11 protein-coding genes are annotated in these 12,324 nt (G+C 65.8%); 9 read left to right on the forward strand and 2 right to left on the reverse strand.

Features of this window, described 5'->3' with window-relative positions:
* The first annotated feature begins 120 nt into the window (after nucleotides 1-120).
* The 6 genes from ACQR10_RS22060 to ACQR10_RS22085 all read left to right on the forward strand — a co-directional run bounded on the left by ACQR10_RS22060 (nucleotide 121) and on the right by ACQR10_RS22085 (nucleotide 5,475).
* On the forward strand, nucleotides 121-366 hold the full coding sequence (locus tag ACQR10_RS22060) for a HypC/HybG/HupF family hydrogenase formation chaperone (protein ID WP_315802248.1): 246 nt from the start codon (nucleotides 121-123) through the stop codon (nucleotides 364-366).
* A 1,076-nt stretch (nucleotides 367-1,442) separates the two neighbouring features.
* On the forward strand, nucleotides 1,443-1,931 hold the full coding sequence (locus ACQR10_RS22065) for a MarR family winged helix-turn-helix transcriptional regulator (RefSeq protein ID WP_315802249.1): 489 nt from the start codon (nucleotides 1,443-1,445) through the stop codon (nucleotides 1,929-1,931).
* A 118-nt stretch (nucleotides 1,932-2,049) separates the two neighbouring features.
* Nucleotides 2,050-3,666 (forward strand): FAD-dependent oxidoreductase, encoded by a 1,617-nt coding sequence (locus ACQR10_RS22070; RefSeq protein WP_410051436.1) that lies wholly within the window; start codon nucleotides 2,050-2,052, stop codon nucleotides 3,664-3,666.
* A 199-nt stretch (nucleotides 3,667-3,865) separates the two neighbouring features.
* Nucleotides 3,866-4,396, forward strand: coding sequence for a DUF4142 domain-containing protein (locus ACQR10_RS22075; RefSeq protein ID WP_316217256.1), 531 nt, complete (start codon nucleotides 3,866-3,868; stop codon nucleotides 4,394-4,396).
* A gap of 286 nt (nucleotides 4,397-4,682) precedes the next feature.
* Nucleotides 4,683-4,955: a hypothetical protein gene (locus tag ACQR10_RS22080; RefSeq protein WP_316178472.1), complete on the forward strand. Its 273-nt coding sequence runs from the start codon at nucleotides 4,683-4,685 to the stop codon at nucleotides 4,953-4,955.
* A gap of 28 nt (nucleotides 4,956-4,983) precedes the next feature.
* On the forward strand, nucleotides 4,984-5,475 hold the full coding sequence (locus ACQR10_RS22085) for a GNAT family N-acetyltransferase (protein WP_316217255.1): 492 nt from the start codon (nucleotides 4,984-4,986) through the stop codon (nucleotides 5,473-5,475).
* An 83-nt stretch (nucleotides 5,476-5,558) separates the two neighbouring features.
* Here the strand turns inward: ACQR10_RS22085 and ACQR10_RS22090 are convergent, their stop codons facing one another.
* Nucleotides 5,559-6,449, reverse strand: a complete 891-nt coding sequence (locus ACQR10_RS22090) for a hypothetical protein (protein WP_316217254.1) — start codon at nucleotides 6,447-6,449, stop codon at nucleotides 5,559-5,561.
* Between the two features lie 354 nt (nucleotides 6,450-6,803).
* A complete protein-coding gene (locus tag ACQR10_RS22095) occupies nucleotides 6,804-7,049 on the reverse strand; it encodes a DUF3551 domain-containing protein (protein WP_315802253.1) in 246 nt (81 codons plus the stop codon).
* Nucleotides 7,050-7,407: 358 nt separating this feature from the next.
* On the opposite strand from ACQR10_RS22095, the gene ACQR10_RS22100 reads away from it, so the two are divergent.
* The 3 genes from ACQR10_RS22100 to ACQR10_RS22110 all read left to right on the forward strand — a co-directional run bounded on the left by ACQR10_RS22100 (nucleotide 7,408) and on the right by ACQR10_RS22110 (nucleotide 11,869).
* Nucleotides 7,408-8,442, forward strand: a complete 1,035-nt coding sequence (locus tag ACQR10_RS22100; RefSeq protein ID WP_316217253.1) for a YihY/virulence factor BrkB family protein — start codon at nucleotides 7,408-7,410, stop codon at nucleotides 8,440-8,442.
* A 210-nt stretch (nucleotides 8,443-8,652) separates the two neighbouring features.
* The gene (locus ACQR10_RS22105) at nucleotides 8,653-10,179 is read left to right on the forward strand and encodes an ATPase domain-containing protein (protein WP_316217252.1); all 1,527 of its coding nucleotides are present in this window, start codon (nucleotides 8,653-8,655) and stop codon (nucleotides 10,177-10,179) included.
* The gene (locus tag ACQR10_RS22110) at nucleotides 10,169-11,869 is read left to right on the forward strand and encodes a response regulator (protein WP_316217251.1); all 1,701 of its coding nucleotides are present in this window, start codon (nucleotides 10,169-10,171) and stop codon (nucleotides 11,867-11,869) included. The genes ACQR10_RS22105 and ACQR10_RS22110 overlap by 11 nt, the downstream gene beginning before the upstream one ends.
* Nucleotides 11,870-12,324 lie beyond the last annotated feature (455 nt).

Here is a 12,324-nt window from a genome sequence, read left to right on the forward strand (position 1 = left end):
CGAGATCAGACGCCACATATTCTATGCAGCGAATATGATTCCCTTATCTTGATCCACGTCAAATCGAGTTCATCGATCGGGCTATGATTTCAGACTCAAGTATTTGCGGGTGGAACCGAGATGTGCCTTGGCATCCCGATGCGGGTCGTGGAGAGTGACGGAGTCATGGCGCGATGCGAGGCCAAAGGCATCGAGCGCACGGTGAGTCTGTTTTTGCTACAGCATGAAGCTATCGAGCCCGGCGATCACGTCGTGGTTCATGTCGGTTACGCCATCCGGAAGATGTCGGAAGCCGAAGCGTCGGGTGCATGGGATCTCCTCGACGAAATGCTTGCGGCGGAAGACGCAATGCACGGCAATACATGAGCTCGCCGGCTGTGGAATATCTCCACGGCGCTGGTGGCACGGTTCAGCGCATCCGCTTCGGGCTGGGGATGCCACCTTCCGGCATATCGCTTACCAAAAAAAGAAAATTTTCGACGTCCCGAGATCGATCTGACCCGCACACCCGATGTTCCCTAACGGAGGCCTGATTTGACCGGCGGTTGATAAATGCCGTTTCTATGGGTTGCGTTTGCGTTATAGTTCAATTCTTGAATGTGATGCAAGACAAGCAAGAAGGAGGGTCAATGCGATTGGTTGTCTTCCTCGCGGTGTTGATACCACTGGGCCTATCTGTGGCACATGCCAAAGGGGCTCCACATAAGCCGATAAAGGCGGAGCCTATTGGTAGATGCGAGTATACTTTGATTTGTGGCACGGGTTGCAGATTTTGCCCCACACATGGCGCTTGCCGTTGCAGCAATTGTTGCCTCGCGACATCAAGACATAATAGATAGTAGATCTAATAATCAATTTTGCGGATTGCTTGGTGAACGTCGAGCCATGTCATGCTATAGGGCAACCGTTTTAGTTGGTGGCCTCACTATTTCATTCGCGATCTCGTTTCGGCCTAATGCAATTTGGATCATGGCTGAGACCATCGGCGGCGCCGCGCTTGGGACCTGTTCGGCGTCACCGTCCGCACGATTACCGATCTGGCGAAGCGTGGCATCACTGCGTGCGCCGTGCGCTGCTACGAGCTGACGGCCAGCTTCGCGGCTATTGCGAACATTTGCTGAAGCTGGCGACGGGACGCGGCGGCGGTCAAGCGATTTGCATCGGCGACGGTAGAGCGGGCTCGCCTGGCGCGTGAGCAGGCCGGCCACCGGTTGACCACCGAACCCCTGTGAACAGACGGCGAAAATGGTCATCAATCACGAGCAAACTTCATTTTCCCTATTGGCCTTTTCGTTCGCTATTTGCGTTCGGGACGCTGGGGGCGCAGGCTCGAATCCTGCCGTTCCGGCCATTCTTCGCGTGACATCTCACGCGTTTCCCGATTTCACCTTGCGTCTGCGACGTTGACCCGGCGTGGTTCGATATGGCGAGGTAGTCCCGATATGACAGCGCGAGATCAACGCAAGGCGCGGCCCACCGGGCAGACGGCATGGCGTCACGCCAATGTCGGCCGGCTGCTCAACAATGCGGTGCGCCGGTTCGAATCCCGGGTTCTCCAATTGATGGCGGAGAGCGGTCACGGCGAGACGCGGATTGCCCATGTCAGCCTCACCCGCAACCTCGACGTCGAGGGCACCCGGCTGACCGAGCTCGCGCGGCGGGCCTCGATGAGCAAGCAGGCGATGGGCGAACTGGTCGATCAATGCGCCGAGCTGGGGCTGGTGTCGCGCGAGGCCGATCCGAGCGACCGGCGCGCGCGCCTCGTCCGCTTCACGCCGGCCGGACTGACATGGCTGGAGGCGTTTGGCGATGCCGTGGATGTGGCGGAAGCCGAGATGCGCAAGGAGCTCGGCAAGGCCGCGATGGACGCGATTCTGCAGGGATTGTCGGCCTATGGCGCCCGCTTCGACACGCTCGACGACACCAGATAGTCAGGCTGCTTGACTAATTCGCGGGGCGCGCTAGCATTCCTCCATTGCGAGGAGGAGCGCCGTGATCGAACGTCTGAGCGCCTCGGTGCTGATCGTGGGCGGCGGTCCGTGCGGGCTGATGCTGGCCAACGAGCTTGGCCGCCGCGGCGTGTCCGCAATCCTGGTCGACGAGAAGCCGGGAACGGCGTTCAACCCGCAGGCCAACGCGACGCAGGCGCGGACGATGGAGCATTTCCGCCGGCTCGGATTCGCCGACGAGGTCCGGCGCGCCGGCCTGCCCGCGGACTACCCGACCGACGTCGCCTATTTCACGCGCTACACGGCGCACGAGCTGGCACGTTTTCAATTGCCGTCCGCGGCGCGCGCGACGGAACTGGTGAAGGGCCTGTCCGGCTCATGGAGCGCGGCCGAGCTGCCGCACCGGGTGTCGCAGAAATTCGTCGAAGAAATCCTGCGCCGGCATGCCGCGCGCCTTGCGGGCATTCAGTTGCACTACGGGCACCGGTTGATCGGCCATGCCGTTACCGACGGCGGCATTGCCGCCGAGGTCGAGCGTGTCAGCGACGGCGCGCGCCTCGAGATCGCGGCTGATTTCCTGATCGGGGCCGACGGTCCGCGCTCCCAAGTGCGACAGTCGCTCGGGATCACCTATGGCGGAACGACGGGCGTGCAGCGCGATTTCATGGGCGGCCGCATGCTCGCGGTCTATCTGCGCTCGCCGGAGTTCTACGCCAGCGTCCCGCATGCGCGGGCCTGGATGTATGTCTGCTTCAACCGCGACCGCCGCGCCTTCATGGCCGCGGTGAACGGACGCGACGAGTTCGCTTTCCATACCCAGCTTCGGCCCGGCGAGAACGAAAGCGCTGTTACCGCCGACGATGCGCGGGCAGCGTTCCAGCGCGCCTGCGGTGCGCCCATTCCCTGCGAGGTGCTTTCGCATCTCACCTGGACCGCGGGGCATGCGCTGGTCGCCGAGAGCATGCAGCGCGGCCGGGTCTTCCTTGGCGGCGATGCGGCGCATCTGTTCACTCCGACCGGCGGGCTCGGCTACAACACCGCGATCGAGGACGCGGTCAATCTCGGCTGGAAGATCGCGAGCGTCGTCAAGGAAACGAGCCCCGTCTCGCTGCTCGACAGCTACGAGGCCGAGCGCCGTCCGGTGGCGCTGCGCAACACCGACTACGCGCGCGGCTTTGCGGATTCGCTCGGCCTGTTTGCCGCGGTGCCCGAGATCGAGGACGCGACCGCGGCCGGCGACGAGGCACGGCGCATCGCCAGCGCCTATCTCGATCAGCATGCGCGCGCCGAGTTCAACATCCCCGGCGTCACCTTCGGCGGCCGCTATGATGGCTCACCGATCATCATCCCCGATGGCACCCGGCCGCCGCTGGATGCGGCCAACGCCTACGTGCCGAGCGCCTGTCCCGGCGGCCGCGCGCCGCACGCCTGGCTGGAGCAAGGTATCTCGCTGTACGACCGCTTCGGCTTCGAATGGACGCTGTTGCGGTATGAGGGCAACGACCTCGATGAGGATCAACTACGTGAGGCCATGGGGCCGCTGCGTGTCGACGTCGAGATCGTCACCTTGCCGCGGGCCCTGCGCGATCTCTACGAGGCCGACCTCGCTTTGATCCGTCCCGATCAGATCGTGGCCTGGCGCGGGAGCGCAGCGCAGGCCGGCCTGCTTCGAGGCGTGCTGGCTCGGGCGCTCGGCGGGGATGCACGCACTCACTGAGCGCTGCATGGCGCGGGTCCGAAACCGAGAAGTCGCGGACGTTGTGCTGCAGGGACGGTTGTGCCGCAGCATTTGGAACCCGCCGCGTCGTTGCGCGCGGAAGCATTCTGCAGGGGTGCCGCGCGGGGCTTAGGAACGATCGTCGGGCAAGGCTCTTGCCGTCGCGACGATCAGGAGTCGAACCCCTCGGAGATCAACGATGAGCAGGACGATATACAACCATCAGACGAGAGCAATCCGAATTGCCCTGGCCGCCTCTGCCGTGACCGTGTTGGTGGCCGGCGGCGCGGTCGCCGCTCCGAAGGGCCGGTCGCCCGCCAAGGATCGGCATTTCATGACCGAGGCGATCGAGGGCGACATGTCCGAGGTGAACATGGGCAAGCTGGCGCAGCAGAAGGGGCAGAGCGATCAGGTCAAGCAGTTCGGGCAGGCCTTGCAGCAGGACCATAGCGAGCATCTGCAGAAGGCGCAGCAGCTTGCGAGCCAGAACGGGATGAAGGTGCCGTCCGAGCCGAGCAGGAAGCAGAAGGCCATCTACAACCGGTTGGAAGGCATGTCCGGCGGTCGGTTCGACCAGGCGTTTGCGCAGGCGATGGTTCGCGATCACCAGGAGGATATCAAGAAGTATCAGAAGCAGGCGGCGGCAAACTCACCGCTGTCGGACTTCGCCCAGCAGACCGTGCCGGTGCTGCAGAAACACCTCGACATGGCGAAATCCTTGGCGAAATGACATGCGCCGGAGCGATCACGATGCCTCCGCCTTGTCGAGGCGTCGTGATCGCCAAAGAACGCGCTATCTGAAGAACGCGTTGCAGATCACGACGCCAATGCACGCCGGCCGAGACGCTGGCGAAGCAGCATCGCAAGAGGGCCGAGCCAGGACCGGCGGAAAATCGCACGTCGGCACCGCGCGTTCGGCATTGGAGTGCCGTCCGCCCGAGCATTGCCCGACCTTCGTCCGGCTGCTAGCGTTCTCCCGTGAGGCACGGGCAAACGAAAAGACGATGACCGACGTGATGACCGAATCGGAAAAGGCGCAGCAGATCGTGGCTGCGCTGAGGGCGGCGAAGGCGAGCCCGCCGGAAGCGGCACTGCAGACGTTGAACGGCCTGATGGGCCTCGTCCGCAGCCCGAGCGCGGAGCAGCCGCTCGAGGTGGAGGAGGCGCGCTCGGCGGCCTTCATGTCGATCTGCGAGGTCGGCAAGGCACTGCATCGGGGGCTGCCGACGGAGGCCCTGTGGCCGACGGCGCTGTCGGCCAGCGAGCGCTGGCTGGCGCTCGCCAAGTGAGAAAGGGCGAGTGAGAAAGAACCAGACCATGAGGTGGCGCGCAATGGCGCCGGGCGATCTTGCTGATGTCGATGAGATCGCGGCCCGCGTGCACCCGAACTATCCCGAGGACAAGAGTGTTTTCGCGGAGCGCCTGCGTCTCCATCCTGATGGCTGCCGCGTGCTGCGTGGGACGGGCGCGGGCATCGCCGGCTATGTGCTCAGCCATCCCTGGCATCTCGGCCGGCCCCCGGCCTTGAACCTGCTGATCGGCAGCATTCCGCCGGCTGCGTCGACCTACTACATCCACGATCTCGCCTTGCTGCCCGAGGCCCGCGGCAGCGGCTCGGCGACCGTGATCGTCGAGGATCTGATCCGACACGCGCGTGCGCTCGGCCTGACGTCGCTGTCCTTGATCGCCGTCAACGGCTCGACGCCATTCTGGGAGAGGCAAGGATTTGCGGTCGACAAGACAGCCGCTGCCGATCCGACCGGCAGCTATGGCAGCGACGCGAACCTGATGATCCTGCGGCTCGCCTGAATTGCACGCGCTTCGTTCGCGGCGGCGGTCCAACGCGAAGCGGCCCGGCGATGGGCCGGGCCGCTCGCTGGTCTTGGTGTGCTCTATTCCGGCATCGACATTGGCCGCCGCCACATGTCGCGCCGCCGGCTGAAGCGGTTGGCGTGCAGCATCCATCCGGTGACAGGCTTGCCGTCGCGGTGACGGCCACCGCTCTCCGCAGCCGCCCAGGCGGCGACGGCGCCGAGCAGCAGCGCGGTGGCAACCGAGAACGCCAGGATGACGGTGCCGGCGCGGGTATGCGAGATGGCGCTCTTGGCTTCTGCGATCACGCTGTCCACCCGCCGCTCGGCATCGGGCGCAGCAAGACCCGTCGTGCCGCTGACAAGCTGCACGAGATAGCTGCGATCGTCCGGGCTGACGCCATTGTGGCTCGACGCCGTGAGCAGGATGCGGCCGGCCTCGCTGCGCGCGGGGGCGAGATCCGGGCTGGGTACCCGCCGGGGCGCGCGGAACAGATGGTCGAGCTCATAGCTCAGGATCGACGGTTCATTGGCCGTCGCCGGCGTAGTCAGCGGATGGGTCCGTGTCGCCGCGGACGCGCCGAGTACGGCCAGGGTGGCGCCGAGCACGACCGCCAGCGCCCAGGCTGTGACGCCGTGCAGGCCGTCCCGCTTCTCGGTCTCCTCGCTTTCGGCGAGCCCGTGCGGTGCGCGCAAGCGGCCCGCCATGTAGCCGCCGCAGCCGAAGCTGATCAGCGCCTGCAGCACCAGATAGAGTCCGGACAGGAGCCAGAGCGCCACCGAGGCGTCGCGCCATGTCGGGGCGGTGGAGCTGACACCGAGACCGACCGACATGGCAAAGCTGATCAGGATCGAAGAGACCGCCGCCGCGGTCAAAGCTCCCGCAACGACCGGCGTCCATTGCAGGGTCCAGCTATCGGCCGTCGCGCTTGAAACGGGTGAGGCGACGACCGGCGCAGTTTCCATGGCCATGATCGTCGTCTCAACGCAGGCCGAAGAACGATAGAACGGCCATGATGACCACGATCAGCCCCACGAGATAAATCAGTCCGTCCATGATGATCCTCCTCCGATTGGACATTGGTCGCCGTATAAGCGACGGCGAGCCGCAATGTTCCGTGCGCCGAGCGGCGGAGGAGGAGAGCACGCGCGACTGCCGGCGCCGGAGTAAGGCTTGCCACAACAGCTAACGGATCATCGTGCCGTTGCGCGACGCAATAGAACAGGGCCGGGGGAGCACGGGGGCCTGACATCCCGCCGCTAGCCATCTCTCAGTCGATGGCGCTGATCGTGCACCGCGCAAGAGGCTGACGCAACGGTCCACGCTCAATAGCGTCGGTCGTAGCCGCGCTGCCGGGCATAGGCGTAGGCGGGGTTGATGCCGCAGCCGGCATCGGTGCCGGAGGCGGAAGCCAGGCACTGGCGATAGGTGGAGAATTGGCAGTTGCCCGGATAGCCCCAGATCCTGCCTTGCAGGCAGTAGCGGTCCTGGGCGGCGGATGCGGGCGAGATCGCGGCAAAGCTCGCGAGGACGGCGGTGGCGGACAGCGAGGCAAATAACAGGCGGCGCATGCGTTTATCCTTGCGTTGAAAAGTCCCGTTGCAACGCGAGGGTGCGCAGGCCCGTTCCTCGCGCGCAACATAACTGTTTTGTGTCGGCGCCGCAGCGACGCGTTCACAGGCCGGCGAAATTGTCTGGATGTTGGCGCCCGAGTTGGCCTCTTGAAGGTCTGAGGCAGCCCCACCGTTGCGGAGCCTGGCAACGCGAGTCATGACGTGATGCCGGAACATTCGTCCACCGCACCGGTTGCTTTTTGGCCGCTGGTGATGGACCGATCCCATGTTTCGCCGATCCAAGACGTCAGACGCCGCCCATCGCGACTCTTCGAGCGTTTTCGCGGGCCGCCCGCGCACACCTGGCACCGGCGGGATGCTGGCTCTGCTCGGGTTCGCGTTCCTGATCCACTATTTCGATCAGCGGCCCGAACAGGCGGAGCGCTCGCGAGGCGCGAGCCGGGCCGGCGCTGGACACGGCCGGCTGGCGCGTTCGCCCGCGGAGATTCCCGCGCGCGGCTGGAAGGACGTCCTGCTCCGGGTCTATGAGAATGTCACCGAGCACAGGATCATTGCGCTCGCCGCAGGCATGACCTTCTACACGCTGCTGGCGATCTTTCCGGCGCTGGCCGCGCTGGTGGCAATCTACGGCCTGTTCTCCGATCCGGCCAAAATCACCGGACATCTGGAACAGTTGCAGGGCTTGATGCCCGGCGGCGCCATCGACATTGCGCGCGACCAGTTGACGCGCGTTTCCGCCAACGGCCGTCAGGCGCTCGGCATCACCTTCCTCGTCAGCCTCGCGATCTCGCTGTGGAGCGCCAATGCGGCGATGAAGTCGCTCTTCGACACGCTCAACATCGTTTATCGCGAACCCGAGAGGCGTGGCTTCATCAAGCTGAACGCGATTTCGCTGCTGTTCACCGGCGGCGCGATCCTGTTCGCGCTGCTCGCCATCGGTGCCGTCGTCGTGCTCCCGGTGCTGCTGAACTATCTCGGCATGTCCGGGGCCGGCGATCTGGTGCTGCGGATCGGCCGCTGGCCCGCGATCTTCATCTGCGTCGCGCTCGGACTGGCCCTGATCTACCGCTACGGGCCGGACCGCGAGGAGCCCAAATGGCGCTGGATCAGTTGGGGCAGCGCGCTGGCGGCGGCGCTGTGGCTCGCGGGCTCGGCGCTGTTTTCCTGGTATGCGGCCAATTTCGGCAGCTTCAACGCGACCTACGGCTCGCTCGGCGCCGCCATCGGCTTCATGACCTGGATCTGGATCTCCGCCATCGTGATCCTGATCGGTGCCGAGCTCGATGCCGAATTGGAGCATCAGACCCTGCGCGACACCACCACCGGCGTCGCACAGCCGCTCGGCACCCGCGGCGCCGCGATGGCTGACACGGTGGGCCGGGCGAGCTGATCGGCCGTCGGCTGAGAAGACGGGTGCGATCGGCGTCAGCCGTGCATGGCGCCCGCGCCACGATCCTGTAGAACCGCCCGCTGCCTGGGATGGAACTATGGAACTGGGGAACCCGAGGCGGATCGACTGTGTTCCTATCCGGTCGTCGCGAATCCCCGAGTTATCGGTTTCGCTGCCGCGTCGTCTCGATTGTCATAACGGAGCTTTTGCATGACGGAGCAGCCTGTTCGCGGAAGCGACGAGGGCGGGCCCACGGATCTGCCGCGTATTTCGACCGGAAGCGAAGGCCTCGACGACATTCTCGGCGGCGGCTTCGATCCCAATCGCCTGTATCTGTATGAAGGCCGGCCCGGCACCGGGAAGACCACCATCGCGCTGCAGTTCCTGCTCAAGGGCGTGAGCTGCGGCGAACGCGTGCTCTACATCACCCTGTCGGAGACCCGGCGCGAGCTCGAGCTGGTGGCGCGGCGGCACGGCTGGTCGCTGGCCGGCGTCGACATCTTCGAGCTGGTGCCGCCGGAAACCACGCTCGACCCCGAGCGCGAGCTCACCGTGTTTCATCCGGCCGAGGTCGAGCTCAGCGAGACCACCGGCCTGATGTTCAACGAGGTCGAGCGGATTAATCCGAGCCGCGTCGTGATCGACAGCCTGTCGGAGCTTCGCCTGCTGGCCCAGAGCCCGCTGCGCTACCGCCGCCAGGTGCTCGCGTTGAAGCACTTCTTCGCCAAGCGCAACTGTACCGTCGTCCTGCTCGACGATCTGTCGTCGGCCCAGGACGACCTGCAGCTGCACTCGGTCGCGCATGGCGTGGTGATGCTGGAGCAGCTCGCGATCGACTACGGCGCGGAGCGCCGCCGGCTGCGCGTGATCAAGATGCGCGGCATCGCATTCCGCGGCGGCTACCATGACTTCACCATTGCGTCCGGCGGGCTCAAGATCTTTCCGCGCCTCGTCGCCGCGGAGCATCACCGGACGTTCGCGGGCGATGTCACGCCGAGCGGCAATGCCGAACTCGATCAGCTGCTCGGCGGCGGGTTGGAGCGCGGCACCAACGCGCTGCTCATCGGCGCCGCCGGCGTCGGCAAATCCTCGGTCGCGCTGATCTATGCGATCGCGGCGGCGAGGCGCGGCGAGCATGCGGTATTCTTTGCCTTTGACGAGGGGCGCGGCACCGTCGAGGCCCGCGCGCGGACGCTCGGTCTGCCGCTCGATGAACACATCGACTCCGGGCGCATCCGCTTTCAGCAGGTCGATCCGGCCGAGTTGTCGCCGGGCGAGTTCGGCGCCATCGTCCGGCACAGCGTCGAGCAGGACAATGCCCGCGTCATCATCATCGACAGCCTCAACGGCTATCTCAACGCGATGCCGGACGAGCGGTTTCTGATCCTGCAGATGCACGAGCTCTTGACCTATCTGGCCCAGCAGGGCGTGCTGACGATCCTGGTGCTGGCCCAGCATGGGCTGGTCGGGCCGATGGATACGCCGCTGGACATCAGCTATCTCAGCGATGCCGTGCTGATGCTGCGCTATTTCGAGGTCGGCGGCGCGGTTCGGCGCGCTCTGTCGGTGGTCAAGAAGCGCAGCGGCCACCACGAGCACAGCATTCGCGAATTTCGCCTGAGCAGCGCGGGCATCAGCCTCGGTCCGCCGCTCAAGAATTTCAGCGGCATCTTCTCCGGCAATCCGCGCTTCACCGGGACGGATTTCCCCGACATGGACATGCGGGATGAGCATTGAGCAAGATCACCGTGTCCTGGTCTTCGCGCCGATCGGGCGGGACGGACCGGCATCGGCGGAGCTGCTCCGCAGCGCAAGGATCGAGGCGGCGGTCTGCTCGGACCTGGCGCATCTGCTCCGTGAGATGAGCGCAGGCGTCGGCGCGGTCTTCGTCGCCGAGGAAGGGCTGTTTGCCCAGGACACCGCTCCCCTCACGCAATGGGTCGAACGCCAGCCGGCCTGGTCCGACCTGCCCTTCATCGTGCTCACCAGCCACCGCGAGCAGCGCGCCGTCGTCACCTGGCGGCGCCATCTGGTCGGCGCGCTGCGCAACGTCTCGCTGCTCGAACGGCCGATTCAGCCGATCACGCTCACAAGCGCCGTTCAATCGGCGCTGAGGGCGCGGCGCCGCCAATACCAGATCCGCGCACTGATCCAGGCGCGCGAGCAGGCGGCGCAGCAGCTCGAGCAGCTCGTCGTCGAGCGGACCCGGGCGCTCGCGGAATCGAACGAGCATCTTCGCATCGAGATGGCCGAGCGCGCACGGGTCGAGGAGACGCTGCGCCAGGCGCAGAAGATCGAGGCCATCGGCCGCCTGACCGGCGGCGTGGCGCACGACTTCAACAACCTGCTGATGGTGATCTCCGGCGGCCTCGACATGCTCGACCGCCAGGGCGATCCGGCGCGGCGCCGCCGCCTGATGGACGGCATGATCCAGGCGGCGCAGCGCGGCGCCAGCCTGACCCGGCAGTTGCTGGCGTTCTCGCGCCGGCAGGAGCTGCGGCCCGAGCCGGTCGACATTGCCCGCCAGATCGGCGGCATGCGCGAGCTGCTCGACCGCAGCCTGCGCGGCGACGTGCACGTCGAGTTCGACTTCCCCGACGCGCTCTGGCCCGTCGCGGTCGATCCGGGCGAGCTCGAGCTCGTGGTGCTCAATCTCGCCGTCAACGCCCGCGATGCGATGCCGGCCGGCGGCACGATCCTGGTCCGGGCCGAGAACCTGCGAAATCTGCAGGACGACGAATTGGCCGGCGACTATGTCCGCCTCTCCGTGATCGACACCGGTACCGGCATGACGGACGACGTTCGGATGCGGGTGTTCGAGCCGTTCTTCACCACCAAGGATGTCGGCAAGGGCTCGGGCCTCGGCCTCGCCCAGGTCTACGGCTTCGTCACCCAGTCGCGCGGTACCGTCCGCATCGACTCGGAGGTGGGCAAGGGCACGACGATTGCGCTGTACCTTCCGCGATCCGCGCAGGCGGCATCCAGGCAGCAGCACCATCTCCTCGACCTGCAGCGGCCGCGGGCGCGCCAGCATGATGAGGGCCGCATTCTCCTGGTCGAGGACGACGACGAGGTCGCGGCCCTGGTCGGCGAGATGCTGCGCCAGCTCGGCTATGAGGTGACCCGCGCCTCCAGCGCGGCGGCCGCGCTCGGCGCGCTCGCCGACGGGCGCACGGTCGACCTCGTGTTCTCCGACGTCATGATGCCGGGGGGCATGAATGGTGTCGAGCTGGCACGCGAGATTCAGAAGCGGCGCGGCGACATGCCGATCCTGCTGACCAGCGGCTATTCCGGCGCTGCCGTTCACGCCGCCAAGGAGGCCGGCGTCCGCATCCTGTCGAAACCGTATCGCATCGATGAGCTGGCCGCCGCGCTCGACGCGGTGAAGATGGGCCACGTTTGGACGCAGGCCCGCATTTCCTCATAGGGAGCTGCTGATAGCGAGCTGCGGCCTTGGACCTTTCACAGCCGTCAACCGCGCTCGATCAGCACCGAAATTGTGACATGCCCGATCTGGCCGTCATCGGAGCTGACCTCGAGGCAGACGTTCGTCGAGGAGGGATGGAGTCGGTCGCGCGCGATTGCACAGTGGGAGCACGATCATCCCTCTGCCGCCGGCTCGAAGCGGGGAAGCCCGCGATCATCGAAAACGGCTGAATGCGGGTTTGTTCCTCGCGGATCAGATTTTTTTTGCCGGCAGCCAGTCGCGACCGAACCGGTTGTTCACCGGCGGTCGTCCATCCAGTTGACAGATCCGCAGGCGGTACAGTTGAACAGACGCGCCGCTTCGCCGGTTCGCGGGTTCAGGATGCTCTGAACCGCGCGCGCCGGTTGGCCGCAGCTGCGGCAGCGCGCCGGCTCGGTCCGGCCGCTGCGGGAGTC

Source organism: Bradyrhizobium sp. HKCCYLRH2060, from assembly GCF_051168135.1.
Classification (GTDB): domain Bacteria; phylum Pseudomonadota; class Alphaproteobacteria; order Rhizobiales; family Xanthobacteraceae; genus Bradyrhizobium.